This is a genomic window from Amycolatopsis sp. NPDC114484 (assembly GCF_055633755.1).
In genome coordinates, this window is record NZ_JBVKDQ010000002.1 from 280,146 (window position 1) to 305,731 (window position 25,586).

26 protein-coding genes and 1 pseudogene are annotated in these 25,586 nt (G+C 69.4%); 15 read left to right on the forward strand and 12 right to left on the reverse strand.

What is annotated here, in order from left to right:
• The first annotated feature begins 146 nt into the window (after positions 1–146).
• Both ACZ7SW_RS07230 and ACZ7SW_RS07235 read left to right on the forward strand, forming a co-directional pair.
• Positions 147–1,172, forward strand: coding sequence for a tyrosine-type recombinase/integrase (locus ACZ7SW_RS07230; protein ID WP_470229507.1), 1,026 nt, complete (start codon positions 147–149; stop codon positions 1,170–1,172).
• Positions 1,173–1,176: 4 nt separating this feature from the next.
• Entirely contained in the window at positions 1,177–1,641 is a 465-nt protein-coding gene (locus ACZ7SW_RS07235) for an SRPBCC family protein (RefSeq protein ID WP_470229508.1), read from the forward strand.
• Positions 1,642–1,861: 220 nt separating this feature from the next.
• Here the strand turns inward: ACZ7SW_RS07235 and ACZ7SW_RS07240 are convergent.
• The 3 genes and pseudogenes from ACZ7SW_RS07240 to ACZ7SW_RS07250 form a co-directional block, all read right to left on the reverse strand.
• Positions 1,862–2,149 (reverse strand): annotated as a pseudogene (locus ACZ7SW_RS07240) (hypothetical protein); the annotation flags it as partial.
• A gap of 135 nt (positions 2,150–2,284) precedes the next feature.
• Positions 2,285–3,100 (reverse strand): DNA ligase-like domain-containing protein, encoded by an 816-nt coding sequence (locus ACZ7SW_RS07245; protein ID WP_470229509.1) that lies wholly within the window; start codon positions 3,098–3,100, stop codon positions 2,285–2,287.
• A 96-nt stretch (positions 3,101–3,196) separates the two neighbouring features.
• Positions 3,197–3,577 carry a hypothetical protein gene (locus ACZ7SW_RS07250; RefSeq protein WP_470229510.1) on the reverse strand — a complete coding sequence of 127 codons (381 nt, stop codon included), beginning with the start codon at positions 3,575–3,577 and terminating at the stop codon, positions 3,197–3,199.
• Positions 3,578–3,643: 66 nt separating this feature from the next.
• On the opposite strand from ACZ7SW_RS07250, the gene ACZ7SW_RS07255 reads away from it, so the two are divergent.
• Together ACZ7SW_RS07255 and ACZ7SW_RS07260 are read left to right on the forward strand one after the other, a co-directional pair.
• Positions 3,644–4,420 (forward strand): glycerophosphodiester phosphodiesterase, encoded by a 777-nt coding sequence (locus ACZ7SW_RS07255; RefSeq protein WP_470229511.1) that lies wholly within the window; start codon positions 3,644–3,646, stop codon positions 4,418–4,420.
• 40 nt (positions 4,421–4,460) lie between these two features.
• Complete coding sequence (locus ACZ7SW_RS07260; protein WP_470229512.1) at positions 4,461–5,459, forward strand: helix-turn-helix transcriptional regulator; 999 nt, start codon at positions 4,461–4,463, stop codon at positions 5,457–5,459.
• Here the strand turns inward: ACZ7SW_RS07260 and ACZ7SW_RS07265 are convergent.
• Positions 5,392–6,096: a transglycosylase family protein gene (locus tag ACZ7SW_RS07265; RefSeq protein ID WP_470229513.1), complete on the reverse strand. Its 705-nt coding sequence runs from the start codon at positions 6,094–6,096 to the stop codon at positions 5,392–5,394. The genes ACZ7SW_RS07260 and ACZ7SW_RS07265 overlap by 68 nt on opposite strands.
• 250 nt (positions 6,097–6,346) lie before the next feature.
• Between ACZ7SW_RS07265 and ACZ7SW_RS07270 the strand changes: the two genes are divergently transcribed.
• The 3 genes from ACZ7SW_RS07270 to ACZ7SW_RS07280 all read left to right on the forward strand — a co-directional run bounded on the left by ACZ7SW_RS07270 (position 6,347) and on the right by ACZ7SW_RS07280 (position 9,105).
• Positions 6,347–7,747 (forward strand): MFS transporter, encoded by a 1,401-nt coding sequence (locus ACZ7SW_RS07270; protein ID WP_470229514.1) that lies wholly within the window; start codon positions 6,347–6,349, stop codon positions 7,745–7,747.
• 22 nt (positions 7,748–7,769) lie between these two features.
• Positions 7,770–8,531: a thymidine kinase gene (locus tag ACZ7SW_RS07275; RefSeq protein ID WP_470229515.1), complete on the forward strand. Its 762-nt coding sequence runs from the start codon at positions 7,770–7,772 to the stop codon at positions 8,529–8,531.
• Positions 8,532–8,757: 226 nt separating this feature from the next.
• Positions 8,758–9,105 (forward strand): RNA polymerase-binding protein RbpA, encoded by a 348-nt coding sequence (locus tag ACZ7SW_RS07280; RefSeq protein ID WP_009078445.1) that lies wholly within the window; start codon positions 8,758–8,760, stop codon positions 9,103–9,105.
• Positions 9,106–9,362: 257 nt separating this feature from the next.
• Here the strand turns inward: ACZ7SW_RS07280 and ACZ7SW_RS07285 are convergent, their stop codons facing one another.
• Positions 9,363–9,851, reverse strand: a complete 489-nt coding sequence (locus tag ACZ7SW_RS07285) for a cupin domain-containing protein (RefSeq protein ID WP_470229516.1) — start codon at positions 9,849–9,851, stop codon at positions 9,363–9,365.
• A 117-nt stretch (positions 9,852–9,968) separates the two neighbouring features.
• Between ACZ7SW_RS07285 and ACZ7SW_RS07290 the strand changes: the two genes are divergently transcribed.
• Positions 9,969–10,853, forward strand: coding sequence for a LysR family transcriptional regulator (locus ACZ7SW_RS07290; RefSeq protein ID WP_470229517.1), 885 nt, complete (start codon positions 9,969–9,971; stop codon positions 10,851–10,853).
• Here ACZ7SW_RS07290 and ACZ7SW_RS07295 read toward each other — a convergent pair.
• Positions 10,813–11,985 (reverse strand): MFS transporter, encoded by a 1,173-nt coding sequence (locus ACZ7SW_RS07295; RefSeq protein ID WP_470229518.1) that lies wholly within the window; start codon positions 11,983–11,985, stop codon positions 10,813–10,815. The two genes, ACZ7SW_RS07290 and ACZ7SW_RS07295, sit on opposite strands and share 41 nt — an antisense overlap.
• An 89-nt stretch (positions 11,986–12,074) precedes the next feature.
• Here ACZ7SW_RS07295 and ACZ7SW_RS07300 point away from each other — a divergent pair, with 89 nt between their 5' ends.
• The 3 genes from ACZ7SW_RS07300 (at position 12,075) to ACZ7SW_RS07310 (ending at position 14,024) form a co-directional block, all read left to right on the forward strand.
• A complete protein-coding gene (locus ACZ7SW_RS07300) occupies positions 12,075–12,515 on the forward strand; it encodes a winged helix-turn-helix transcriptional regulator (protein WP_470229519.1) in 441 nt (146 codons plus the stop codon).
• A 79-nt stretch (positions 12,516–12,594) separates the two neighbouring features.
• Positions 12,595–12,939: an ArsR/SmtB family transcription factor gene (locus ACZ7SW_RS07305; protein ID WP_470229520.1), complete on the forward strand. Its 345-nt coding sequence runs from the start codon at positions 12,595–12,597 to the stop codon at positions 12,937–12,939.
• Positions 12,936–14,024, forward strand: coding sequence for an SRPBCC domain-containing protein (locus ACZ7SW_RS07310; RefSeq protein ID WP_470229521.1), 1,089 nt, complete (start codon positions 12,936–12,938; stop codon positions 14,022–14,024). Before ACZ7SW_RS07305 ends, ACZ7SW_RS07310 begins: the two co-directional genes overlap by 4 nt.
• A 7-nt stretch (positions 14,025–14,031) precedes the next feature.
• On the opposite strand, the gene ACZ7SW_RS07315 is transcribed toward ACZ7SW_RS07310, so the two are convergent.
• Genes ACZ7SW_RS07315 through ACZ7SW_RS07325 form a run of 3 tightly spaced genes read right to left on the reverse strand, consistent with a single transcriptional unit; the run spans position 14,032 to position 18,063 of the window.
• Positions 14,032–14,799, reverse strand: coding sequence for a polyprenol monophosphomannose synthase (locus tag ACZ7SW_RS07315; RefSeq protein WP_470229522.1), 768 nt, complete (start codon positions 14,797–14,799; stop codon positions 14,032–14,034).
• Between the two features lie 23 nt (positions 14,800–14,822).
• A complete protein-coding gene (lnt, locus tag ACZ7SW_RS07320; RefSeq protein ID WP_470229523.1) occupies positions 14,823–16,451 on the reverse strand; it encodes an apolipoprotein N-acyltransferase in 1,629 nt (542 codons plus the stop codon).
• A 10-nt stretch (positions 16,452–16,461) separates the two neighbouring features.
• Positions 16,462–18,063 carry an amidohydrolase gene (locus ACZ7SW_RS07325; protein ID WP_470229524.1) on the reverse strand — a complete coding sequence of 534 codons (1,602 nt, stop codon included), beginning with the start codon at positions 18,061–18,063 and terminating at the stop codon, positions 16,462–16,464.
• 121 nt (positions 18,064–18,184) lie between these two features.
• Here ACZ7SW_RS07325 and ACZ7SW_RS07330 point away from each other — a divergent pair, with 121 nt between their 5' ends.
• Both ACZ7SW_RS07330 and ACZ7SW_RS07335 read left to right on the forward strand, forming a co-directional pair.
• On the forward strand, positions 18,185–19,585 hold the full coding sequence (locus ACZ7SW_RS07330; protein WP_470229525.1) for a KamA family radical SAM protein: 1,401 nt from the start codon (positions 18,185–18,187) through the stop codon (positions 19,583–19,585).
• 790 nt (positions 19,586–20,375) lie between these two features.
• Positions 20,376–20,780 (forward strand): hypothetical protein, encoded by a 405-nt coding sequence (locus ACZ7SW_RS07335; protein ID WP_470229526.1) that lies wholly within the window; start codon positions 20,376–20,378, stop codon positions 20,778–20,780.
• A 50-nt stretch (positions 20,781–20,830) separates the two neighbouring features.
• Here the strand turns inward: ACZ7SW_RS07335 and ACZ7SW_RS07340 are convergent, their stop codons facing one another.
• Entirely contained in the window at positions 20,831–21,007 is a 177-nt protein-coding gene (locus tag ACZ7SW_RS07340; RefSeq protein WP_470229527.1) for a hypothetical protein, read from the reverse strand.
• A 294-nt stretch (positions 21,008–21,301) separates the two neighbouring features.
• Complete coding sequence (locus ACZ7SW_RS07345) at positions 21,302–22,192, reverse strand: CHAP domain-containing protein (RefSeq protein WP_470229528.1); 891 nt, start codon at positions 22,190–22,192, stop codon at positions 21,302–21,304.
• An 862-nt stretch (positions 22,193–23,054) separates the two neighbouring features.
• Between ACZ7SW_RS07345 and uppS the strand changes: the two genes are divergently transcribed.
• Together uppS and ACZ7SW_RS07355 are read left to right on the forward strand one after the other, a co-directional pair.
• The gene (gene uppS / locus ACZ7SW_RS07350) at positions 23,055–23,882 is read left to right on the forward strand and encodes a polyprenyl diphosphate synthase (RefSeq protein ID WP_470229529.1); all 828 of its coding nucleotides are present in this window, start codon (positions 23,055–23,057) and stop codon (positions 23,880–23,882) included.
• A 90-nt stretch (positions 23,883–23,972) separates the two neighbouring features.
• Entirely contained in the window at positions 23,973–24,269 is a 297-nt protein-coding gene (locus tag ACZ7SW_RS07355) for a DUF1905 domain-containing protein (protein WP_470229530.1), read from the forward strand.
• Positions 24,270–24,761: 492 nt separating this feature from the next.
• On the opposite strand, the gene ACZ7SW_RS07360 is transcribed toward ACZ7SW_RS07355, so the two are convergent.
• On the reverse strand, positions 24,762–25,580 hold the full coding sequence (locus tag ACZ7SW_RS07360) for a hypothetical protein (protein WP_470229531.1): 819 nt from the start codon (positions 25,578–25,580) through the stop codon (positions 24,762–24,764).
• Positions 25,581–25,586 lie beyond the last annotated feature (6 nt).

A 25,586-nucleotide genomic window follows, 5' to 3' on the forward strand; every position in this document is an offset into this window, starting at 1 on the left:
AGCGGATTGATCGAAAAGCGCTGTCCCCCAAGGGGATTCAGCCCCTTCTCAAGCTCGGCCCGACCCCTTCCATGGCCATGTTTCATGCATAATCGCTATTATGCATCATATATCAGACAGTGGGTAGCGTCGAAATTGTCGGTGCTGTGCGGTACAAGATCACTATGCTCGTTTCCGAGGCACAGCAAGCGTTCTTCGCGGCACGGCGGCCGCGCAAGGACTCGCCGCACACCACTGCCGCCTATCGGCGCGACCTCGCCGGGATCACCGCTCTCCTGCTGGTGGAGCTGGGTCGCGAGGAAGCGGACGTCGAAGAGCTGACAGCGCCGGTGCTGCGGGCTGCTTTCGGCGCGTTTGCCGACAACCACGCGAAAAGCTCGGTGCTGCGCGCGTGGTCGACGTGGAACCAGTTCCTGACCTTCTGCGTCTCCGACGGACTGCTTCCGGGCAATCCGATGGGAGCCGTCGCGCGGCCGAAGACTCCCCCGCTCACGCCGAAACCGTTGCGAGGCGAGGAAACTCCCGAGCAACTGCTGACCGCGGCGGCCGACGGTGCCCGGCGCGCGCGGGATCCCTGGCCGGAGCGGGACGTGCTGGTTCTGGCGCTCGGGCTGGTCGCGGGGCTGCGGGCGGCGGAAATGCGCGCGCTCACCCCACGATCGGTGGTCGGACGAGACGGCGAACTGCGGCTGCACGTCCACGGCAAGGGCAGCCGGGACCGGTCGATCCCGGTGCAGCCGGCGATGGCGAAACTGATCGAGGACTATCAAGCGTCGTGCCGTCGACGCTTTCCCCGGCAACGGTTCTCGGCAAACGAGCCGCTGCTGCGGGACCGGGCGGGCGATCCGATCGGCCGCGGTGCGCTGGAGTATCTGGTGAAGTCGTGTTACCGGTGGGCGGGTTTGCACGACCGCGTGCCGACAGGCGCGAATCTCCACGCACTGCGGCACACCTTCGCCACGCGGCTGGCCGAGGACGGTGCGACCGCGTCGGAGATCATGTCCTTGCTGGGCCACGCGAGCCTCGCGACGAGTCAGAACTACATCGAAGCGACCGGCCGGGAGCAGCGGGCCGCCGCGGCGAGCAACCGCACTTATCGGGCGCTCAACGGGTTGGCTCGGGAGGACTCTTCTCGAGAGGGCACTGCGCGGGAGGCCGATGTGATTGCATGAGCGCGTGACTGACGAACCTTCGCGCGTCGTGCGCGCCAGCCGTGAGATCGAGGCCCCCGCGGAGCGGATTTTCGAGCTGATCGCCGACCCGTCGCGACAGCCCGGCTGGGACGGCAACGACAACCTGGCCGAGGCGAAGCCGGGCCAGCGCGTCCACGCGGTCGGCGACGTGTTCACGATGACCCTCACGAACGGCTGGGTTCGGGAGAACCGCGTCGTGGAGTTCGAGGAGGCCCGCCGGGTGGCGTGGCGTCCGTCGGAACCGGGCAAGCAACCGCCGGGGCATTTGTGGCGCTGGGAACTGAACCCGCTCAGCGCGACGCGCACGGAGGTGACGCACACCTACGACTGGTCCGAGCTGGACCCCCACGACACGATGCGCAACACCCGCGCCCGGTCCATGACGGCGGACAATTTGGCGGCGTCGCTGGAGAACTTGGCGAAGGCGGCGGAACTTCCGCAGTCGTAAGCCGGGATTTGCGCGGCTTACGACGAGTGCGCACTGTGCTCGACAGGCGGTCCTGGCTCGGATGCCAGCGACCCCCGTTGGCAATGAGTCGCGCCGACGCTGGTGCTCGGCCGTGTCAAGGAACCGTTGCCCGTGCGGAGACCAGCCTCTCCCCTACGACCGGCGCGGCTGAACAGGATTTTCGCGGCTGTCCTGTTCAGCCGCACACAGATCGCCTCGCTCAGACATCGGTTGACGACAGGTCCTCGGCAGCTCCCAGTAGCGTTCGACACGGGGTTCGGCGACGACGTCCAGCCATTCGAGCAGTGCCTGTGACTCCCCGTCGCCGAGATCGGCAGGCCCGATCCGTCCGGATCTGGGCGTCCAGAGCCTCGACGTGGCTCGCGGCGACTTCGGCCAGCGTGGATTCGCTGTCGAATACCTCGTCCAGACCCAGGCCGAGTTCGCGCAGTGTCTTGACCAGGTGCAGGCCACCGACCGCGTCGGCGCTGTAGAGCCGGTAGCCGCCCGCGGACCGTTCCGACGCCGGATCTTCCGCACTGACAGTCCGGTGCGGCGAGCGAGCTCTCCGATCGGGTAGCGGTCGGTCGCCTCGTCTATGCCCTCAATCCGCGCCTTCCGCTCGCTGGAAGGTCCACCGAATTCAGGCGACCGTCGTGCTCCGGGGAAAGTCCTTGCGCTTGATCTTCGCCCGCCGTCCGTCCGGGTGGTGGAACACGATCCCTTCCGCGAGCTGGCCCGGCGAGAACTTGCTGTCCAAAGTGGTCAGGAACTCGCGCAGGCCCTGGTAGCTGCGCGGGACGTCCGGCACCGCGGGTGCTTGGAAGTCGAACGGCACGCACAGGTGATCCGGCAAAGCCAGCGGGTTGCCCTGGATGCGCGGCCCGAGCGCTTCGCACGGGTGTTCCCCGTCCGCCCATTCCGACACGTCGGTGTTCCCGGCGGCCGCGAGGATCCACTTGTCGTCGGCGGACGATTCGTCGGTGTCGACGTACCAGCCGTCCACGATTCCTTGCTGTTTCTGGGCTTTGTTCGGGTTTCGGCGCTTTTCGACGCGGACCAGGCGACCGGAGCGGACAGTCAGGCGGACGTTGGTGCCGTCGAGTTTCTCGGTCCCCACTCCGGCGCCGTCGAAGACCCACGCGCATTCGGCGCGGGGCCGGTCGACCACCTGGAAGCGCTCGTCGCGTTCGAAGAGCGTCGGGATCTTCTCCATGACTTGTTTCCCCCTCCTGACGTGCCCCAGTAATTCCTCATGGCCGATGACGCCCTCGGCCAGCCCGCTCGCCAGTGACCGGACGAGGTCCGCCACCGACACGTCTGCTTCGACCGCGACGTGCTTCAGCGCCTTCTTCTCTTCCGGGGAGATCCAGGCGACCAGCCGTGACCAGCCTTCCGGGGGCGTCCAGCGTGCTGGGGCCGCAGGATTTTTGCGGGGTCGCCCTCGGGGTTCGGCCATGGCGGGAACACTAGAGCCCGGAGAGCATTTGTGTCAATTGGCATAACAGAAAATAGTCAGCAGGTCAGGCCAGATTTTCGGGGCGATAAAGTGTCCTCAGCGAAGCTGTTCGAGGTCCTTCGCCGCAGCCGCGATCTCCTCCGCGAGCTGCCGCAGCTCGTCCGCCGAAGCACCGTCCTGGGCCGCGGTCACGATGTCCTCCGCAGCGCACCGCAGCTGAAACAGCCGGTCCTGCAGGGCGGCGATCTCCGTATCCGACAGCACGACCGCGTCCTCGGGCAGGCCGCTGCGCTGCAGGGCGGTCCGGCGTTCGTACGCGCGTTGGCGGCAGGATTGCCCGCAGTAGCGCCGGCGGCGTCCGACGTTGCCCGCTTCGGGCAGGCGGCGGCCGCACCAGCCGCAGTGTTTCGGGGCGTTCGTGCGGCGCGGCACGACGCGTTCGTCGCCGGTCAGAGCGCCTTCGGCCAGTTCCCTCACGCGCCGGACTCTAGCTGTCCATCACGTTCTCACGACGGGGCCACACCGATGGCGCAGACTGGAAGCATGCGTCCACCGTTTCCGTACCTCGCCGACTCGCTCCCCCGTGCCTTCGCCCATCGCGGCTGGCATCTCGGCGACCTGGAGGGGCTGGAGAACTCGCTGCCGGCGTTCCAGCGCGCGGTCGCCGAGGGGTACCGCTATCTCGAGACCGACGTGCACGCCACGTCGGACGGGGTGGTCGTCGTCCACCACGACGCGACGCTCGATCGCACGACCGACGGGCGCGGGGCGATCGCTACTCAGACCTGGGCGCAGCTCAAGGACGTCAAGATCGACGGCCGGGTGCCGTTGTCGCGGCTGGAGGATCTGCTCGAGGAGCTGCCGGACGCGTTTTTCAACATCGATGTGAAGGCCGACGACGCGGTGGTCCCGTTCGTGCGGGCGCTGCGGCGGACCGGGGCGATCGAGCGGGTCGCCGCGGCGTCCTTTTCGGACTCCCGGCTCGCCCGGCTGCGCCGGTTGGCGGGGCCGAAGCTGCTGACCGCGATGGGGCCGCGCTCGGCGTTCCTGGTGTGGGCGAACGGCTGGGCTCCGCTGCTGCCGGTGAGCCGGTTCGCGTCCGGGTGGCTGGCGCAGGTCCCGGTGCGGCAGGGGCCGTTGACGGTGGTCGACCGGTCGTTCGTGAAGTCGGCGGTGCGGCGCGGGTTCGAGGTGCACACGTGGACGATCGACGACGCGGACCAGATGCGGACGCTGCTGGACCTCGGGGTGCACGGGATCGTCACGGATCGGCCGGATCTGCTGCGCGAGGTGCTGCGGGAGCGGGGCGCGTGGAAGTAGCGGACCGAACCTGACCGCTACCTCAGGCAGGATCGGCGGCGTGCCGAAGACCTCCGCGCGGCTGTTGTCGCTGCTCTCGTTGCTTCAGGCCCGGCGGGATTGGCCGGGTGCGCTGCTGGCCGAGCGGCTGGAGGTCAGTCCGCGCACGGTGCGGCGCGACGTGGACCGGTTGCGGGAGCTCGGCTATCCGATCGTCACGACGAAGGGGCCGGACGGCGGTTACCGGCTCGACGCCGGGGCGCGGCTTCCGCCGTTGCTGTTCGACGACGACCAGGCTGTCGCGCTGGCCATCGCGTTGCAGGCGGCGACCGGGGCCGGCATCAAGGAGTCGGCCAAGCGGGCGTTGCAGACGGTGCGGCAGGTGATGCCCGCGCGGTTGCGGCATCGGGTGGACGCCTTGAGCTTTACCGCTGTCGAGCGTCCGGCGCCCAGCGTGGACCCGCGGACGCTTGTGGCGTTGAGCGCTGCTGTGCGTGCCCGGGAGGTGCTGCGGTTCGATTACGCCCCAACGGATACGCCGCCTCGGCGGGTGGAGCCGCATCATCTCGTGACGTGGGGTCAGCGGTGGTATCTGGTCGCGTGGGATCTCGATCGCGAGGACTGGCGGATCTTCCGCGCGGACCGGATCACGCCGCGTACGCCCACCGGGCCGCGGTTCGCCGAGCGCGGGCTGGCCGACGTCGCCGCGTTCGTGGCCGCGAAGTTCCGCGGGACGGATCTGTCCGGCGAATGGCCCTGCCGCGGCGAGGTGATCCTGCGTCTCCCGGCGGCCGAAGCGGCGAGCTACCTGGCCGACGGGGTCATCGAGGCGCTCGGGCCGGACCGGTGCCGGGTGAGTCTCGGGGCTTGGTCGTGGCGCGGGCTGGCCGCTTCCTTCGGCCGGGTCGACGCTGACCTCGAAGTCGTCGGCCCGGCCGAACTGAAGACAGCTTTCCAGCAGCTCGCCTCCCGCTACGCCGAAGCGGCGCGGATCAGCGCGGAGCCTTGCCCTCCCACGCGGCCTTCCACGTCTTCGGGCCCAGCCGGCCCGAATCGTTGATCCCGTTGGCGCGCTGCAGGTCCAGGACCGCGGTGCGGGTCTTTTCGTAGTAGCAGCCGGTGCCGCTGAAGCCGTAGCCGAAGGCGTTCATCCGCAGCTGGAAAGTGCGCAGCGCGGGCGCGCAGTCTCCGTAGGCGTAGACGAGGCCGGGCCAGGCGGGCGTCGCGCCGGGCGGTCCGGGAGGCGGGGTGGGCTGCGGTTTGGGCGCGGGCGGGGCCGGCAGTCCGCCGCCGCCGATGTAGGCGGCCTCTTCCCAGGAGGGGACGCGCTTGCTGCGGGCGTCGCCGTCGTTGGACAGGCCGAGCATGCCGCCGCATTCCCAGGGCTGCCAGCCGCGCATCCGGTACAGGTACAGCGCGCGGTAGTCCTGCTCGCGGGGGCTGGCCTGGTCGGGGCGGCCCCGGCCGCCGACGCTGCGCCAGGTGGGGAGGTCGAACTGGTAGGCGCCGAAGTAGCCGTTGCCGGTGTTGATCGTGTAGCGGCCGCTCGACTCGCACATGCGGAGCTTGGCCCAGGTGCCCGAGCCGGGGTCGGCGGAGGCGGCTCCGGTGACGACGAGTTCCATGCCGAGGACGGCGACCACGAGCAGCAAGGCTCGAGCGGCGGCCCGTCTGGCAGTGCGAACGCGGTTGGTCATGCCACGCACACTAAGCACGTGACCCACCGACCACAAGAGTCACACCACGCCCAGCAGTCTCACATGACACGCCCGGATTTCCCGGCAGCGACACGCCCGGCCCGGCGTGTCGCGGGTTCCTGCGCGCGGCGTGGCGGAAACCGGAAGCGACGAACCGGACACGGTTTGCCCCCTTCGGCGGTACCGGTTGCCCTCGCGGCAGTAATGTCCGGCGCGACCTGGAGATTCATCACCGAACGAGGAGCCGTGGATGACGCTGGCCGAGACCCGGGACACCAAGCGGGAACGGTGGGGCTGGTACTTCTACGACTGGGCCAACTCGCCGTTCTACTCATCGGTCACGACGGTGTTCGGCGCGCTGTATATGAGCACTGTCGCGGCGGCGGACGCGAAGCAGAACATCACCCTTAACGGGGACAGGGCTTGCCTCGACGCGTCCGGAGTGGACGACAAGCTGAACCACTGCGACGTGTCGCTGTTCGGTCTCCACTTCCCCGCCGGTTCGCTGTGGGGCTACCTGCTGTCGGTGGCGACCGTGGTGCAGGTTCTCGTGCTGCCGATCGCGGGCGCGGTGGCCGACCGCAGCCGCAACAAGCGCAAGATCCTGGGCGGGTTCGCCGCGCTGGGCGCGGTGGCGTCGGCGCTGATGTTCTTCATGGCCGGTTCGGACTGGCAGCTGGGCGCGGCGCTGTTCATCGTCGCGAACATCGGGTACGGCGGTTCGCTGGTCGTCTACTACTCGTTCCTGGTGGACATCGCGACACCGGACGAGCGCGACGACGTTTCGGCCAAGGGCTGGGCGTTCGGCTATCTCGGCGGCGGGCTCGCGCTCGCGCTGCAGCTCGCGTTCTACCTCAGCCGCGAGTCCCTCGGCATCGACACCGGCCTCGCGGTGCGGATCTGCTTCCTGACTTCGGGCATCTGGTGGGCCGTCTTCACCGTCCCGACCCTGCGGCGGCTACCCCGCATCCATGTGCCGGCCGCGGCCGAACGCGGCGTCTCCGTGCTGCGGTCCGGCTTCCGCGAACTGCGCCAGACGCTCGGCGAGGCGAAGGCGTACCCGCTCACGCTCGCCTTTCTCGGCAGCTACCTGCTCTTCGCGGACGGCATCAACACCGTCGTCACGGTCTCGGCGCAGTACGGGAAGGACGAGCTGCGGTTCTCCGACGAAGTGTTGATCATCACGGTGCTGGTGATCCAGTTCCTCGCCTACGCCGGCGGCGTCCTGCACGGCCTGCTCGCGCGGCGCCTCGGCGCCAAGCGGACGATCCTGGTCAGCCTCGTGCTCTGGGTCGTGGTGCTGGGCGGGGCGTACTTCGTGCAGCCGCGGCAGCCGCTGCAGTTCTTCGCCGTGGCGATCGGCATCGGGCTGGTGCTGGGCGGGACGAACGCGCTGGCCAGGTCGCTGTTCAGCCAGATGATCCCGGCCGGGAAGGACGCGCAGTACTACTCGCTTTACGTCGTGGGCGAGAAGGGCACGTCGTGGCTGGGGCCGCTGGTTTTCGCCGGCGTCGGGCAGGCGACCGGGTCGTTCCGGCTGGCGATCATCGCGCTCGTGGTGTTCTTCGTGCTCGGGTTCGTGTTCGTCGCGCTGGTGCCGGTGCGGCGCGCGATCGCGGCCGCCGGCAACCGTCCGCCGGAGGTGCTGTGAGGCCCAGATAGGGTCGGGCGTCGTGACCGCTGCAGACGACGTTGTGCTCGAGGACCCCACCGACGCGCTATCCGCGGCCCCGCCCGCCGGGGCCCGGCGCAACGGTCCCGCGCGGGGACGGCTGAAGTTCTGCTACGGCCCGATGGACTGCGGGAAGTCGACGCTCGCGCTGCAGATCGACCACAACCACGCGCGCCAGGGCCGCCGCGGGCTCGTGCTGGTCCGCCACGACCGGTCCGGCGCGCCGCAGATCACCAGCCGGATCGGCCTCGCGCGGCGGGCGACCGAGGTCGCGACCGGCACGGACATCCGGGACCTGGTGCGCGAGCAGTGGGCGCGCGGGCAGCACGTGGACTACGTGATCGTGGACGAGGCGCAGTTCCTCTCCCCCGTCCAGGTCGACCAGCTGGCCGAACTCGCCGACGAGGCGGGCATCGACGTGTACTGCTTCGGCATCGCGACCGACTTCCGCAGCCGGCTGTTCCCCGGCGCCGCCCGGCTGTTCGAACTCGCCGACGAGCTGCAGCCGGTCCAGGTCGAGGTGCTCTGCTGGTGCGGGCTGCCCGGCCGGTTCAACGCGCGGGTCCGCGACGATGTGATTCTCCGTGACGGAGACACCGTTGTGGTAGCAGATACCGAACACTCCGTAGTTGAATCTTCAGCTTCACCACGGTCTGATGCCGAAACGGTCACGGTCCGTTATCAGGTACTGTGCCGTCGCCACTTCCGCTCGGGGGATCTGGGACCCGCTGCCGCCCAGTACGGTCAGTTACGGTTGTCCTAGAGCTAACCTAACTAGCCCGACTGGGGGATATCCGCACTAAGAAGGCGGTATCCGCGTCACGTCAGAGGGCGAACGGACTCCCTCTGGAGGAAGCTGAAGACCACGGGTGACGCAGCTCATCGTGAGCAGCGACATGGGGCGCCGGGAATCCCTCGGATGCCTCGTTCGTTGCATAGGGTGAGCATCACCCTGGCTCCACCCGGAGCTGACTGAAAGGAATCCCACTATGGCCGACCGTGTTCTCCGTGGAAGCCGGCTGGGAGCGGTCAGCTACGAGACCGACCGCAATCACGACCTCGCTCCGCGCCGTACCGTGCGCTACTCCTGCCCCAAGAACCACGAGTTCGAGGTGCCGTTCTCCGACGACGCCGAGATCCCGACGGTGTGGGAGTGCCGCCTGCACGGCAGCGAATCCGAGATCGTCGACGGCGGGCAGCCCGAGCAAAAAAAGGTCAAGCCCCCCAGGACCCACTGGGACATGCTGCTGGAGCGCCGCTCCATCCCCGAGCTCGAGGACCTGCTGAACGAACGTCTCGCCGAGCTCAAGGGACGCCGGACCAGCCGGTCCGCTTGAGCCTCGGCCAGTAGCTGGCTCCCACCGAACAGGAACGGCCCCCGCGACCTCCCCCCGCGGGGGCCGTTTCGCGTCCTCGTCCCCCGCGGCTTCAGTGCGGTTCGCGGCCGCACAGCGCGTCCAGCCGGTCCGGCGTGAGGCTGCGGGGCGAGGACCTCCGCCAGCGTCGCGCCGCCGAGCAGGCGCGGCACCCACAGTTGCTCGGACACCAGACCGCGCACCACCCGCTCGGTGCGCGGGGTCGCGCTGTCCGCGGCTCAGGCCGCCGCGTCGGAGCGGGCTTGCCGCCACCGGGGGCTGTCGACGTAGTGGTTGTCGTACTGCTCGGAGGAAGCGGCGATCTCCTTCGGGTCCGCCTCGCCGCGGGCGACGCGGTCGAGCAGCCGGTAGTAGTCGAAGCGGTCCATGCCGGGCGTGAAGACCACCAGCACGTCGGCGGCGGAGCCCGCGGCCGGGCCGAAGGCGTGCGGGACGGTCGGCGGCACGGCGAGGAAGTCGCCGGTTTCCAGGGTGTGCAGGTCGTCACCGGCCAGGACTTGGAGCGCGCCGCCGAAGACGTAGAAGAACTCGGTCGCGCGGGTGTGGAAGTGCGCCGGCGTGCCGAAGACGCCCTGGTCCAGGGTGGCGCGGTTGGCGGTGAACCGGTCGCCGGTGGTGCCGGAGTCGGCCAGCAGGGCGATCAGGCTGCCGGGAGCGTCGGAGAGGACTTCGGCGGCGGAGGAGCGGATCAGGGTGGTTTCGGACATCGGTTCCTCCGTGGGGTGCGGGTCTGACAAGGGCTACTTTTCCGGTGCTGAGCTGGGCGAACAACGGCGAACCGCGGATCGGTTGATAAGCTCTGGGTTATTGATCGGAGGGCGTGGGTGGAACACCGGGACATCGAGGTTTTCCTCGCGCTTGCCGAGGAGTTGCACTTCGGCCGGACCGCGGAACGGCTGCGGGTGTCGCAGGCGAGGGTCAGCCAGTCGGTCAAGACGATGGAGCGCCGGATCGGGGCGCGGTTGTTCGACCGCACCAGCCGACGGGTCTCGCTGACTCCGATCGGCCGCAGGCTGGAGGCCGACATCCGGCCCGCTTACCGGCAGCTGCTGGCCGGGATCGAGCGCGCCGTCGCGGCGGGACGCGGCGTCGAAGGAACCCTGCGGCTCGCCTTCGAGGCTCCGGCGGTGGCGAACCTGATCTCCGATGTCACGGCCGCTTTCCGGGCCCGGTATCCGGGCTGCGAGGTCGACATCAGCGAGGCGCCGTTCGAGGACCCGCTCGCCACGCTCCGTTCCGGCGAGGCCGACCTGGCCGTGGTCCTGCTGCCGGTCGCCGACCCCTCGATCACGACGGGACCGGTGGTGCACACCGAGCCGATGGTGCTCGCGGTCGCGTCCGGGCATCCGTTCGCGCGCCGGGAGTTCGTCACGTTGGAGGATCTCGGCCGCGACACGGTCCTGCGCGCCGCGCACCCGCCGCCTGCCTATTGGCGGGAGCCGCCCGAGCCGTGGACGACGCCCGCGGGTGTCCCCGTCACCCGCGGGCGCGCCTATCGCACCTTTCAGGAACTGCTGCTGGTCATCGGCGCGCGCGAAGGAATCTGCCCGCTCGCCGCGCACGCCGCGGAGTACTTCGCACGACCGGGCATCGCTTTCGTGCCCTTCCGCGACACACCGCCGGCGCAGTGGGGATTGATGTGGCGCAGCGCCGGGGAGACCGCTCTGGTCAAGGCGTTCGCAACGACAGCCGCCGAGCACCGGCCCTAGCCAGCGCCCACACCGCGAACGCGCACCCGGCGAAAGCCGCGCCCAGGACGCTGGAGCCGGTCCAACCCGCCGTCGCGAACGCGGTAGTCGTCGTGGCCGCTCCCAGGGCCGAGCCGAGCGAGTAGAAGATCATGTAGCCGCCGATGACACTGCTCGTGCGGTCCGGATGCGCCGCGGTGAGCAGGTGCTGATTGCTGACGTGCACCGCCTGCACCGCGAAATCCAGCACCAGCACCCCTAACCCCAGCAGCCACAGCGACGGTTGCCCGACCGCCAGCCACGACACCGCCAGCAGGACCAGCGCGCTGCCGGTGACGAGGCCTGCGTGTCCCCCGTCGGCCCAACGCCCGGCTCGGGCGGCACCCAGTGCTCCGGCAAGGCCGACTAACCCGAATAGGCCGATCTGCGCCGTGCTCAGGTTCCACGGGGCCGCGGCGAGCGGCAATGACAGGCCGCTCCACAGCGCGCCGAACGAGGCGAACAGGAAGAACGCGATCAGCCCCCGCGAGAGGAACAGCGGCTCGCGGAACAAGCCGCCGAGCGAGGTCAGCACCTGCCGGTAGGTGGTGCCGTCGCGGCGCGGGTCGGGCGGCATCGTCTTCAGCACGAGACCGGCGAGCGTCACCAGCAGCACCGCGAGGGCGACGTAGACGCTGCGCCAACCCCACAGTTCGGCCAGCGCACCAGCCGCGACGCGTGCGCCGAGGATCCCGATGACGACTCCGGAGGTCACGACGCCCAGGGTCCGGCCGCGTTCGTCCGAAGTGGACAATGCGGCGGCGTAGGCGACTGTCGTCTGCACGACGACTGCGAACAGCCCCGCGAGCACCAGCCCCGCCAGCAGCAACCAGGTTTGCGTCGCGGCCGCGGCCACCGCGGCGCCCACGGCGGTCAGCAGCAGGTGTCCGGCGATGAGCTTGCGCCGGTCGACGAGATCGCCGAGCGGGACCAGCACGGCGAGTCCGGCCAGGTAGCCGAGCTGTCCGGCGGCGACGATCCAGCCCAGGCCGGCGTCCGGCACGCCCAGGTCGCCGCCGATCTGGGCCAGAACTGGCTGAGCGGCGTAAATGCTCGCGACGGCGACCGCGCACACGGCGGCGAACACCGTCCGGCGGCCCGTGGTGAGACCCATGGTTCCCCTCAATCGGTAGCGAATTGCAACTGATCGCACCGTACGGCAGAATAGTTTCAAAGAGCAACTCATCAAGGAGGCACGCGATCGTGGTCGACACCCCCGCCTGGACCGACCCGTCGTGTCCGGTGGCCCGCACCCTGGACCTCGTCGGCGACCGGTGGAGCCTGCTGATCGTCCGCGACGCGATGGACGGCGCGCGGGCGTTCACCGACTTCCGGCAGCGCACCGGCATCGCCCGCAACATCCTCACCGACCGGCTGCGCCGCCTCGTCGAGCGCGGGGTCCTCGACCGGCAGACCGCGGAGTCCGGCAAACGGCAGGTCTACTCGCTCACACCGGCCGGACGCGACCTGTTCACCGTCGTGGTCGCCCTCCGGCAATGGGGCGAGCGGCACGCCTTCTCCCCCGGCGAAAACCACTCCGTGCTGGTCGACGAGGCCGGTCGGCCGATCCCGCTGCTAGAGCCGGTCGCGGTGAACGGCGCGGCAGTCGACGTCAGGACGACCTCGGTGCGCAAGGTCCGCTGAATTCCGATTGACCCTTGCCCTCGGCGCGCGACCGGCTTATTGTCAACTGACTGCTTGATAAAGAGATCGGTTGATAAAGATGTCCGTTGATGAAGTCGAGGACCGGCTGGACCGGGCGTTCACCGCGCTGGGCGACCCGATCCGGCGGGCGCTGATCGCCCGGCTTTCGCGCGGCGAAGCGACCGTGAACGAGCTGGCCGAGCCGTTCCCGGTCACCAAGCAAGCCGTGTCCCGGCACGTCCAGGTGCTGGAGGCGGCCGGGCTCATCACGCGCAGCCGAGACGGACAGCGCCGCCCGTGCCACCTCAACGCCGCCGCTCTCGAAGAGCTCACCAGCTGGCTCGACACCTACCGGCTGACCCGCGAACGCGAGTTCCGCCGCCTCGACAGCATTCTCGAAGAAACCAAGGAGCAGGACCGATGACCGCGAACCCGACCACCATCACCGCCCAGCCCGGCAGCCCGTTCATCGAGGTCGTCCGCGACTTCGACGCGACGCCCGCCCAGCTCTTCCGCGCCTACACCGACCCGGACCTGCTCACCCGCTGGCTCGGGCCGCGCGACGTCGAGATGCGCCTCCTGGAGTTCGACGCGCACTCTGGCGGGGCCTACCGCTACGTGCATCTCGACACCGACGGCGGCGAGTACGCGTTCCGCGGCGTCTTCCACGCGGTGGAGAGAGCCGAGCGGATCATCCAGACCTTTGAGTACGAGGGCGCGCCGGGCAACGTCAGCCTGGAGACGCTCACCTTCGAGGACCTCGACGGCCGCACGCGGCTGCGTACCCGGTCGGTCTTCCCGAGCGTCGAGGCGCGCGACGCCATGGTCGCCAGCGGGATGGAACGCGGGATCCGCGATTCGATGGACCGGCTCGACGAACTCGCGCGCGACGCGGACCGGCCGGAGGCGAGCCGGGTGGTCGTGGACATCTCGATGTCGCTGGACGGCTACGTCACCGGCCCGGGCGCCAGCCCCGAACACGGACTCGGCGCCGGCGGAGAACCGCTGCACGCGTGGGTGTCCGAGCCGACGCCGCGCGACGCGGAGATCCTGCACCGGTCGTTCACCGAGACCGGAGCGGTGGTCATGGGCCGCACCATGTTCGACGTCGTGGACGGCCCGCACGGCTGGGCCGACGAGGACGGTTACGGCGAGGGCGAAGACCGCGTCGCCGCGCCGCCGGTGTTCGTCGTCACCCACGCCCGCCCGGAAAAAGTGCGGCTGGGCGAGCGGTTCCGGTTCGCCACCGACGGCCTCGAGCACGCCGTCGAACAGGCCCGCGCGGCCGCGGGCGGCAAGGACGTCATGGTGATCGGCGGCGGGTCGATCGCGTCGCAGGTCCTGCACGCCGGATTGGCGGACGTGCTGCGGATCCACCTCGCGCCGATCGTCCTCGGCGACGGAACCCCGTTGTTCCCCAAGGGAAATCCCGGACCGCTGCGCTTGGAAGCGCTCGGTGCGGTGTCGACGCCGGGCGCCGAACACCTCACCTACCGCGTCCTGAAGTAACGCACCCTCAGCCTCGGCCCAGCAGCTTCTTCAGCTGGGCCAGGCGGCGTTGCACTCCCCATTCCGCGACCCGGAAGAACGCCTCGGACATGATGCCGCCGCTCATCTTCGACACGCCGATCTCCCGGTCGGTGAAGGTGATCGGCACCTCGACGATGTCGAACCCGGCGTCCGCGGTGCGGCGCGTGAGGTCGATCTGGAAGCAGTAGCCGTGCGAGGCGACGTCGCTCAGCGCCAGCTTCTCCAGCACCGGACGGCGGTACGCGCGGAACCCGGCGGTCATGTCCGCCACCTTGATCCCGAGCGCGATCCGCGAGTACAGGTTCGCCCCGCGCGAGAGCAGCGTCCGGCGCAGCGGCCAGTTCACCGTGCTGCCGCCGGGCACGTACCGCGACCCGATCGACAGGTCCGCGTCGCCGACCGCGTCCAGCAGCCGGGGAAGGTCCTCCGGCGCGTGCGAACCGTCGGCGTCCATCTCCACGAACGTCGCGTAGCCGCGCTCCATCCCCCAATGGAACCCGGCGATGTAGGCCTTGCCGAGGCCCTCCTTCGCGGTGCGGTGCAGCACGTGCACCCGCTTGTCCGCGGCCGCGCGCTCGTCGGCCAGCTCGCCGGTGCCGTCCGGGCTGCCGTCGTCGACGACGAGCACGTCGACGTCCGGGAGTGCCTTGTGGAGCCGGTCCAGCACCGGGCCGAGGTTGTCCCGCTCGTTGTAGGTCGGGATCACCACCAGCACCGGTTCGATCGTTTCGGCCCCCCGCGGCGCCTGCGCCATCCGTCTCCTCCGCATCCGGCGGATCAGCCCGCCGCTTCCCCTGCTGTGGTCCCCGTCTTCGCGGCCGGTACCGCTTTGCCGCGCCGGGTGCGAAAACGGAGCACGAACCCGCCGGCGACACCCGCGATCGCCAACGCCAGCAGTCCGTACTCCGTCCACGCACCGATTCGATCCGACAGCGTAGTCTGCGTGCGCAGCGGGACGCGCCCGACCAGGGCATCCGCCGTGAAAAGCCCGGTGGAGCTGGTGATCGTCCCGTCCGGGGCGACGAACGCGCTCACCCCGGACACCGCCGACACCACCACCGCGCGGCCGTGCTCGACCGCGCGCAGCCGCGCCATCGCCAGCTGCTGGTAGCTCATCTCCCCCGGCCCGTACCACGCGTTGTTCGTCGGCACGACAAGCAGTTCGCCGCCCGCGTTCGTCGCGTCGCGCGCAGGATCGTCGAAGGCCGACTCGTAGCAGATGAACACGCCGATCCTGGCTCCCGCGACCGACAGCGCGGCGTTGGAGCCGTCGCCGGGACGCATGTCGCGGGTGTCGTCGATGAACGGCGTCACCAGCCGCGCGACGGCGCGGGCGGGCACGTATTCGCCGAACGGCACCAGATCCTGCTTGACGTAACGCTGCCCCGGGCCGGTGTTCGGATCCCAGACGACCGCGGAGTTCTCCGCCGCCCCGTCCGGCGTGCGCACGAGCGCGCCGATGATCCCGGGCGCCCCGAAGGCCGACAGCATCTGGTCGACGCCCGGGTCGTCGCCGTCGAGCGGGGTCGAGGTTTCCGGCCACAGCAGCAGATCCGGCTTCGGCGCCTGTCCAGATTGGACCTTCTGCAGCAGGCGGGCGCTCTCGGCGAGGGCGTTCGCGCGCAGCACCCCGCGCTGTCCCTGCAGAGCCAGGCCGATGTCCGGCGCGTTCCCCTGCACGGACGCGACGGTGAGCGAACCGTTCTGCGCCTCGGTGCCGACCGTCGGCCACACCGCGAGCCCGGCGGCGGCGGGAAGCACGGTGAACACGGCAGGCCACACCAGCGCGCGGTCCCAGGCTTTGCGCGTGCGCCAGAGCCGGGCGATGAGCGCCGCTAGGCCGAATCCGGTGAGCACGACGGCGAAACCGACCAGCGGCGCGCCGCCGACCGACGCCAGCGACAGGAACGCGCCCTCGGGCTGGCTGAACGCGGCCCGGCCCCACGGGAACCCGCCTAACGGGAACCACGTGCGCGGCGTTTCGAGCGCGATGAACACCAGCGCGCCCCAGAGCGGCGCCAGCGGCAGCCGCGCCACGACCCGGATCAGCCACCCGGCGAGTCCGAAGTAGAGCGACAGCGCGAACGACAGCGCCAGCCACGGCAGGGGCCCGAAGTCGCGGCCCAGGAAATCCTGCAGCCACACCAACAGCGGCACGAAGAACGCCATGCCGAACACGAAGCCGTACCCGAACGCGCCGCGGAACGACCGTCCACGAAGGACCAGCGCGAACGCGGCGAACGCGATCGGGGCCAGCCACCACAGCGGGCGCGGCGCGAAGCTGAGGTAGTAGCCGTAGCCCGTCGCCGCCGTCACCGCGACGCGCGCGAGCCGGGGCTTCCACGCCCGCTTTCGCTTGGTCTTGTGCGGAACGCCCGAATCGGCGTCCGCCACGCTCACTGCCACACCCGGAACTCTAAGCGGCCGGTGTGAACTCGTCGTAGATGACCGTCCCGCCGCGGACCGTGCGCAGGCAGCGCGGCAGCGGCGTGCCCGGCTCCAGCCTCGGCAGCGGCGGCACGCCCGAACGCGGGTCGGTGGACCAGCGCTGCACGCGGCTGTCGGCCGTGGCGACGACGAGGTCGGCCGCGTCCCAGATCGCGTAGTGCGCGGGCGCGCCGGGGACGAGGCTGCCGGTGACGCCGTCATTGACGCCCGCCGCGCGGTGTCCGGCGCGCGTGTGCGCGGTGAACGCGGCGCGGGCGGAGAGGCGCGCTTCGGGAGTGTGGTGGTGCACGGCCGCACGTACGGCGGCCCACGGGTCGACGGCGGTCACCGGGGCGTCGCTGCCGAAGGCGAGCACGACTCCCTCGGCAGCGAGCTGCGCGAAGGGGTTCAGCGCTGCCGCGCGGGCGCCGAGGCGTTCCGAGTACATCCCGGAACCGCCGCCCCATGCCTCGTCGAACAGCGGCTGCACGGACGCGACGACGCCCCATCCGGCGAGTTGCCGCGCCTGGTCCGCAGTGACCATCTCCAGGTGCTCCAGCCGGTGGTGGCGGGCGGCGAGGGGACGCTGGCCGATCTGCTTCTCGGCGAGCCGGAAACCGTCGATCACCTCGCCGACGGCGGCGTCGCCGATGACGTGGAAGCCCGCCTGCAGCCCGGCTTCGGTGCAGGCGACGAGATGGTCGGCGATGACCGCGGCGTCGGCGTAGAGGGAGCCGGAGGTGCCGGGCTCGTCGGAGTACGGCGCGGTGAGGGCCGCGGTGCGGGAGCCGAGGGCTCCGTCCACGAAAAGGTCTCCGGCGACGCCGTGCGCGCCGAGGCGGCGGGCGGTGTCGAGGCCGTTCAGTTCGCCCCAGTAGCCGACGACCTCGGGCAGTCCCGGACCCGCCAGTGCCAGGAGGTCGGCGAAGTCGTCCTCGCCGGAGATGTCCGGGCCCGCGCATTCGTGCACCGACACGATCCCGCGCGCGGCGGCGGTCGCGAGGAACGCGCGCTGGGCTTCCTGGCGCTGCGGCCGGGTGACCGCGGCGCGGACGGCTCCTCGGACGAGGTGGTGGGCAGCGCGGGTGAGCGGGCCGTCCGCGGACCACCCGGCGGCGGACTCGACGCGGGGCGCGAGTTTCGTGAGCGCGCTCGACACCAGCGCGGAGTGGACGTCGACGCGGCTCAAGTAGACGGGCGTGTCCCCGGCGGCGGCGTCGAGTTCCGCGCGGCTCGGGAGCCGCTGATCGGTCCAGGACGACTCGTCCCAGCCGTGCGCGAGCAGGACCTGCCCGGGAACGACGGCCCCGCGCACCGCGGCGAGCAGGTCGGCCGAGCTGCGGACGGCGGTCAGGTCAAGTCCGGTCAGGTGCAGGCCGGTGGAGGTGGCGTGCACGTGCGCGTCCACGAACGCCGGCGCGACGAACGCCCCCTCCAGGTCGACCACCTCGGCGTCCGGGTGCAGCGCGCGGGCCGGAGCGTCCTGGCCGACCCAGACCACGGTGCCGCCGGAGACCGCCATCGCGGTGGCGTCCGGGGAGGACGGGGTGTAGACGCGGCCGCCGAGCAGGAGCGTGGTGCTGTCGTTCACTCGCCGAGTCTCCCGCCTGGCCTTCCGGGCAGGACAGACCGGGTCGTCATGCAGAAATATTTATGGTCGACTAACGTTATGGCAGGATATTTTCACGCGTTCCCGACGACTAGGAGTACAGATGACTGCGATCCAGGAACCTGTGCCGACTGCCGCCGCCTTCGACCAGCCGTACGAGTACGCCCGCGCCGAGTTGGTGGAACCCGACTGGCGCCGCTTCCCCGGCTGGCACGACGTGACCGAAGCAGAGTGGCGGGACGCCCAGTGGCAGCGCGTGCACTGCGTGCGCAACGCCAAGCAGCTGCGCGCACTGATGGGCGATCTGCTGGAGGAGCGGTTCTACGAGGACCTGCTCGCCGACCAGCGCGAGATGGCCACGATGTCGATGCTGCTGCCGCCGCAGATGATCAACACGATGGCCCCGCACGCGGGCACCGACCCGGCGAAGGTGACCGAGGCGTTCTACGCGGACCCGATCCGCCGCTACATGCTCCCGGTGCGCAGCGATCGGCACCCGGCGTGGCCCAGCCATCCGCACGCCGAGCGCGACTCGCTGCACGAGGCCGAGATGTGGGTGGTCGAGGGGCTCACCCACCGCTACCCGACGAAGGTGCTGGCCGAGATGATCTCGACCTGCCCGCAGTACTGCGGGCACTGCACCCGGATGGACCTCGTCGGCAATTCGACCGAACAGGTCGAGAAGCACAAGCTCACGCTCAAGCCGGTCGACCGGCAGGACGCGATGATCGACTACCTCAAGCGCACCCCCGGAGTCCGCGACGTGGTCGTCTCCGGCGGCGACGTGGCGAACGTGCCGTGGCCGCAGCTGGAGTCCTTCCTGATGCGACTGATGGACATCGAGACGGTGCGCGACATCCGTCTGGCCACGAAGGCGCTCGCGGCGCTGCCGCAGCACTGGCTGCAGCCGAAGGTGACCGAGGGGTTGCAGCGGGTCGCCCTGACCGCCCAGGCGCGCGGGGTGAACCTGGCCATTCACACGCACGTGAACCATGCGCAGTCGGTGACGCCGTTGGTCGCGGAGGCGGCGCGGACGGCGTTGCAGGTGGGTGTGCGGGATGTGCGGAATCAGGGCGTGCTGATGCGCGGGGTCAATGCTACGCCTGCCGCATTGTTGGATCTTTGCTTTGCCTTGCAGGGCGAGGCAAATATTTTGCCGTACTATTTTTATATGTGCGACATGATTCCGAATGCTGAGCATTGGCGGGTTTCCGTGCATGAGGCGCAGGAATTGCAGCACTCGATCATGGGGTATTTGCCGGGGTACGCCACGCCGCGGATCGTGTGCGACGTTCCTTATGTCGGGAAGCGGTGGGTGCACCAGCTGGCGGAGTACGACCGGGAGCGGGGGATTTCGTACTGGACGAAGAACTACCTGACCAGCGTCGATGTCGCCGCGACTGACGACCGCGCCGAGGCTCTGCAGCAGCGTTACCCGTACTACGACCCGATCCAGACCTTGCCCGAAGCCGGGCAGCGGTGGTGGGCCGAACAGCCCCGCTGATCTCCTCCGCCGACGCTCCGGTGCCGGGCCGTACAGGCCCGCGCCGGAGCATTTCGCACTTTTCTGAACATTCCCGCAGGCCAGGCCTCGATTGCCTCTGGTTGGCCCGGGCCGAAACTGAACCCCGCACGTCCCAGACCGTTCGCAGTGGACAGATGAGAAGAATTGCTTCCGAACGCGAACCAGGAAAGCGTGCAGGCTGTATGTGACGCCATTCGGAGTGCTCGCAAAGAATCGCGCCCGGCGACTACGCAGGGTAGTTTCGGCACGGACCAGTCGGACGCCGAGTGCGCGTCACGCTGCGGCAACCCGCCGCCGAGCCCGGCGGGACGGGCCCTCGCGCCACCACATGCGGGCAATACCCGCGGGCATTGCCCGCATTCGCGATCGTGTCGGATGCCTCAGCTGTGCACGGGCCGCGCTGCGCAGCTCCAGTGGTCCGCGTCACCGCGACGAGCCGGGCGGCATCTGGGCCTGTCGCGGTCGGCCGAGCTGCCCCTCGCGCCCGGTGATCCCAGAGTGCGCAGCGACTCCAGCACGCCTGACCTCGCGTCCCCTCCGGGACTGGGCGATCAGCGTGGCCTACGGCTGACCTCGCAGTAGGACAAATCTAGGACGACCAGCGGACCCGGGCCCATAGCGTCGTACAGCCGGGCTCACCCAGTGCCCGACAGCGGGCAAGGACGTCGCGGGGTTCACCTGCGCACGACCGCCTTCCCGCGAGAAGAACCGGGTCGTTCGTGCCTATTTCGCAATTCACTCGTCTATCCGAAAAAGAAAGCAATTGATCATGAGACTGCGTCAATTCCTCACCACGTCCGTCGCGACCGCCGTTGTCGCGGCCGGGCTCCTCGGGAGCGCCGCGAGCGCCGATGCCGACCCGCTCCCGTCCTTCTGGGCGGTGATCGACACCGGCGCTCATGTGGGCATCTACTGGCAGCCGTATGACTCGCCCGGCAACAAAGTCGGGCTCGCCGACGACAGCTACGGAGGCTCGGTGGACATCGATTGCTGGGTCTCCGCCGGACAGGTCGGCACCGCCGGAGATGTGTGGTACCGCACCTGGAAGGTCTCCTACCCCAACCCGAATGGCTCCACAGTCCCCAACAACGGCACCGATCCGTGGTGGACCTTCGCCCCGTATGTCAACAACGCGTGGCACTTCCACAACCACATCGTGCCGCCCTGCCACTGACGCGCTAGCCTCGCCGCCGCCGGCCGGCCGCTGCCAGGTCTGACGCCCGGTCAGAGACCGTTCGGCGGCTGGACAGGATTCTCGCCGGCTTCGTCGGCGTTGATCCGGCGACGACTGGGGCCGGGCGGGGCAGCGGGCGCCGCGACCTCAGGATCGGTGAGCCGATGCCCGTCGGTGGCGGCGTTGAGTGCGCGCAGGACGTCGTGCGGAACCGCCGCCGCAAGCAATGCGCCCGATGTCCCGCTGGCGGTCGCGCGAACAGGTGCGGTGTTCCCGTCGAGTTCCCCAGCTACGACAGCGAAAGGGCCGCAGAACACCGCCGCCCCGACAAGGTCCTAGCGGAACCCTCCGCCCTCCCTATGACGCGCAATCCCCTGCCGTCCACGAGCGTGCGGGACCATTCCAGCCCCTGCACCTCGACCACGAACCGGCCGTAGTCGACGCCGCCATGACCTTCCCCGCGTGGCCGGTACCGACGGCCCTTTTCATGTTCCGAGCAGAACGCATGAACACCCGTCCGGTCAGGCGGCTGGGGATTCCAGGCGTTCAGCGGTGTCGATGAGCAGGCGGACGATCCAGCGCCAGTCGTCCGGATCGGTGGTGACAAACGGTTTCCGGGCGAAGAGGTAAAGCCGGTTCCGGACTACTTCGATGTGGACCGGGCGGGCGGTGTACCGGTCCAGGAGATCCGGGGAGAAGAGGGTGCGGTCCAAGACGGCCTGGATCTGGCCGGCGCGGCCGAACGGACCGGAGACGGAGAAGACGGCCGTGCCGGGGCCGGCGAGGTCGGGATGGCCGAGTGCGTCGTTCGCGCCGCCGGTCAGGACGCCGGTGCGCTTCGCCCGCGAGTTCAGGAGGAGGTGGGGAAGCTCGGCGTCGAGCGGAGTGGTCGCGTAGTACCAGCGTTCGGCCGCCATCTCGCGGATCCCGGTGACATGCTGGTACCACCCGAACTCCATGGGACGCGGCCGGTCGAACACGACGACGTCGCCCGCCGCCCGGCGGGTGCCGACGGTGAAGATCCCGGCCGCCTGCTCCGGATTCTCGACGGCCCACTGGTAGCCCAGCCCGTTGCGCGTCGCGAACTGCATGATGCGGTAGCGGCTGATCCGCTCCTGAGTGCCGCCCTTGCGCATCAGCCGGACCACCGGAACGACCAGCACCAGCCCGACGAGCAACGGCGACAGCCCGAGGATCCGGACGCCGAACCCGCCGCCCGGATAGGCGTCCGTGAGGTACATGCTCAGCGGCACGCTGAAGAGCCCGAAGAAGACAACGGCGAGGAAAACCAGCCAGAGCGCACAGCAGGCCACGTCATGACCTGGGCGGTCGCCGTTCCGCTCCGCGTGGGCCAACACCGCCGCCGGATCAACTGGGGCGGAAAACGGCGAAAAGTCCAGATCCTCGGGCACGGCTCACGCTACCTCGGCGAGCAGGAAGGCGTTGGGAGCCGGGGCGGGTTCCGCTGCCCGACCGCAACGGCAGGCCGGTCGTTCTCCCGTCTCCGGGAGCGACGTTCGGCGTCCTCTGGTCCGGTCGGCACGAGGCATGTTTCCTTCAGGTCAAGCGTTTGGGCGAGGTCGCTGCGACTTGGTCGGGACCTCGGCTTCAGTGCGTTGTGAGCGCGCCGGGACCAGGGGGCGGTGTGCAGGCTCGGCTGCGGGGCGGTTCCTTGCCAGTGTTGTCGCCACGGGCGCTTTCGCCATTCTCGCAGCATCGACGGGAGGCGTGGGGAGAGCACTCAAGAGCAGTGACGATAAAGAATGGATATCGATTCTCGAGTGATTGCAATGAAACACTCGGCAGGAAAACCGGCTGAGCTTTTTATTCTGCCGTTAGCGCGCGGTATAAGGATCGCGAGCCGGCCGCAACTGGATGCTGGGCATCTCCGCGGGCAACGTCCACGTCGCCTAGCACGGGGCATCTTCGCCGCCTGCCAAGACAGAAGAGGTCGTAGACGCGGATCCGTTCGTGCTCGCCGGTAGAGAACACGCCGAACGCGAGACCCGGTGAGCCTCGACGCGCTCCCCGCCCGCAGCCGCTTCTGCCTTGGCCACGGGTTCTGGGACGGCTCTCCCGGCGGCTTAGCCGTCGTTTTCGTTATTGCCGTCGGTCCTGACGGAAGGAAGGCCGCCTTTCGAACATTTCCTGAGAATCCGGCGGTGGCGGCACGCGGGCGGGCCAGACGGTCGAAAACCGACCTTAACCGACGATTCCAGCGACGCTACCACCACGGGGAACCGGGTCCGCGGAAGGGAAACGAGGTTGGATACGATGGGCTGCAACCCGCGCGACACAACGGCGAACGGAGTGCGCATCGTGCTGCCTGGCCTGGTCCAGCGAATCGTCTACGGAATTTATACGCAGCGGTTGCGAAAGCAGCTCGTGGGCGCCGAATTGCCGGGACACATCGGGATCATCATGGACGGCAACCGCCGCTGGGCCCGCCAGATGGGCATGGCCGATCTCAGCATCGGGCACAAGCACGGTGCCGAACACGTCGAAACCGTGCTGTCCTGGTGCGAACGCGCGGGCGTGCGGCACGTGACGATCTACCTGTGTTCGACCGAGAACCTCGCGCGCCGCGACGACGCCGAAGTGTCCTACCTGATGCACCTGATCGAGCAGGTCATCACCGACAAGCTCGCGCGGCCCGACGCAGGCTGGCAGGTGCACGTCGCCGGCCTCCTCGTCGCCCTGCCGGACACCACCGCGCACGCTCTGAAGAACGCTGTCGAAGTCACCCGCGACTGCGACACCGGCCACCACATCACGCTGGCCATCGGCTACGGCGGCCGCCAGGAGGTGGTCGACGCGCTGCGCGCCCTGCTGACCGAACACGCCGCCGCCGGGACGCTGGACGAACTCGCCGACACCATCACCATGGAAGACGTGTCCCGGCACCTCTACACCGCCGGGCAACCCGACCCCGACCTGGTCATCCGCACCAGCGGGGAACAACGCCTCTCCAACTTCCTGGTCTGGCAGAGCGCCTACTCCGAACTGTACTTCTGCGACACCTTCTGGCCCGCCTTCCGCGAAGTCGACTTCCTCCGGGCCCTTCGCAGCTACGCGCGACGGAACCGCCGCTACGGCCGCTGACCGTCGGAGGGCCGGTCCGTCGCGCGCGGTCTGCGAGCCGTGTGCGAGATCGTCCCGGAAACTGTCGGCGGCTCGTGCGAAGCTGATCTCGTGAAAGTGCACTTCGACGCTGAACTGTGGATCTGGGAAGCGCGCCGGACCGACACCTGGACCTTCGTGAGCCTGCCCGGCGACGTCTCGGACGAACTCCGCGAACTGGGCGGACCGCGCCGCAGCTTCGGGTCGATGCGAGTGCAGGTCCGGGTCGGCGCCACCACCTGGCGGACGTCCATCTTCCCGGACAGCACGCGCGGCTACGTGCTGCCGGTCAAACGCGCGGTACGCGAAGCGGAGAAGCTCGATCCCGGCGACGTCGCCCAGGTGACCGTGACGGTCCTCGATCTCTGATCTCGGCGAAGCCGGTCTGACCTGATCACCGTCGAAAGCCTTGGATCGTCGGCCGGGCGGGAGTTTTGCGTGGACGTGGCACGAACCGCAGAGGGTGTCCTCCGCCAGGCCCCGTGCCTCGCCACACGCACTCGCTATCGAGCAAAGCCGTACTCCAGCACCCTCGGTTCGCACCCTGTGCCTGACGAACGCGGACATGCCCCGGAAACGGTGGCACCAATACCTTCAGTGACGGCGACATCGCCCGCCCGGTAGCTGTGAACTGGTAACAGGACGCCGCCCGAAAGGCTTCTGGGTGGGTTGCGCACGGCGTTGGCCGAAGGGCGCGGGTACGAGTGGCATCCGGCATCGAAAGCCGCACTGGCCCAATGACTCCGGCGCACCCGCGGATGGGCAGACGAGGGCATCGCGCTGAACGCTGTCGCTCCCGGCGTCGTCCTCGCCCCGATGACCGCTCCCCCGCGCTGACGAACGAATGGGGGGTGCGTCGGTTCAGTTGCCCCATGCGGGACTGTCATTGGGAGGATAGGGAGAACTCGAGGCGCCCTTCACCCAGTCGTCCACGTCCTGCCTGTCCCAAGCGAGCAGGATCTCGGCGTTGCGGATGCAGAGGCCGTAGTCGAGAGTGCCGAAGAGGCGGCTGACGGTGAGGTGCTGGTTGAGCTGCTGGTTGAGCTGCTGGTATCCCTTGCCTGTCTTGTACTCCATCCGCACTGTCGTCTGGAGCCGCCCCAGGCGGAGATTTCCGTGCACCACGGTCAGGACTCCCTGGTGCACGTTGCTGTTCTTCTCCGGCAGCCCCTTGTTCTCGACCGCCAGCTGGCCGATCTTCTTGATGGAGTTGACGATGCCGGTGAGCGTGTCCGGGATGACCAGCTCTCCCACCAGCTGGGTCACCGCCGAAATAGCCGGCGACAGGGAGAGCGACGAGATGGACACGCTGCGGCTGTCGCCCGTGATGCAGGTGAGGAACGGCATGGTGGTGAACTGGTTTCCGAAGACGATCCACCGAAAGAGATCGAATATCGTGGACGACTGGTCGAAGCGAGCGGAGTCCGCGGTCTTGCGCATGATGGTGGCGGCCACGGACTGCCACGAGCCGAAGGAAGCCAGCGGTCCCAGGTCGGGCAAGCCACTGCCGTCCCCGCCGCAGGCGTTGCCGACCCCTGCCTCCTGATTGAGGTCGCGACTGTCCGAGCCTGGCAGCCCGAACTTCGCCAGCGCCCCCGGCGAGGGCTCCGGCCAGTCCTCCGCCCACACGGCTATTTCGAACGCTTCCCGTCGCGACTGCTCTTCGCTTGGAGTGCACACGGCCGG

Bases quoted from the DNA above. Each gene is read 5' to 3' on its own strand.
- ACZ7SW_RS07270 (WP_470229514.1), top strand. From the start codon at position 6,347: ATGACGCTGGCCGAGACCCGGGACACCAAGCGGGAACGGTGGGGCTGG.
- ACZ7SW_RS07255 (WP_470229511.1), top strand. From the start codon at position 3,644: ATGCGTCCACCGTTTCCGTACCTCGCCGACTCGCTCCCCCGTGCCTTC.
- ACZ7SW_RS07265 (WP_470229513.1), bottom strand. From the start codon at position 6,096: ATGACCAACCGCGTTCGCACTGCCAGACGGGCCGCCGCTCGAGCCTTG.
- ACZ7SW_RS07285 (WP_470229516.1), bottom strand. From the start codon at position 9,851: ATGTCCGAAACCACCCTGATCCGCTCCTCCGCCGCCGAAGTCCTCTCC.
- ACZ7SW_RS07305 (WP_470229520.1), top strand. From the start codon at position 12,595: ATGTCCGTTGATGAAGTCGAGGACCGGCTGGACCGGGCGTTCACCGCG.
- ACZ7SW_RS07335 (WP_470229526.1), top strand. From the start codon at position 20,376: ATGAGACTGCGTCAATTCCTCACCACGTCCGTCGCGACCGCCGTTGTC.
- ACZ7SW_RS07295 (WP_470229518.1), bottom strand. From the start codon at position 11,985: ATGGGTCTCACCACGGGCCGCCGGACGGTGTTCGCCGCCGTGTGCGCG.
- ACZ7SW_RS07245 (WP_470229509.1), bottom strand. From the start codon at position 3,100: ATGGCCGAACCCCGAGGGCGACCCCGCAAAAATCCTGCGGCCCCAGCA.
- uppS (WP_470229529.1), top strand. From the start codon at position 23,055: ATGGGCTGCAACCCGCGCGACACAACGGCGAACGGAGTGCGCATCGTG.
- ACZ7SW_RS07280 (WP_009078445.1), top strand. From the start codon at position 8,758: ATGGCCGACCGTGTTCTCCGTGGAAGCCGGCTGGGAGCGGTCAGCTAC.
- ACZ7SW_RS07315 (WP_470229522.1), bottom strand. From the start codon at position 14,799: ATGGCGCAGGCGCCGCGGGGGGCCGAAACGATCGAACCGGTGCTGGTG.
- ACZ7SW_RS07330 (WP_470229525.1), top strand. From the start codon at position 18,185: ATGACTGCGATCCAGGAACCTGTGCCGACTGCCGCCGCCTTCGACCAG.
- ACZ7SW_RS07310 (WP_470229521.1), top strand. From the start codon at position 12,936: ATGACCGCGAACCCGACCACCATCACCGCCCAGCCCGGCAGCCCGTTC.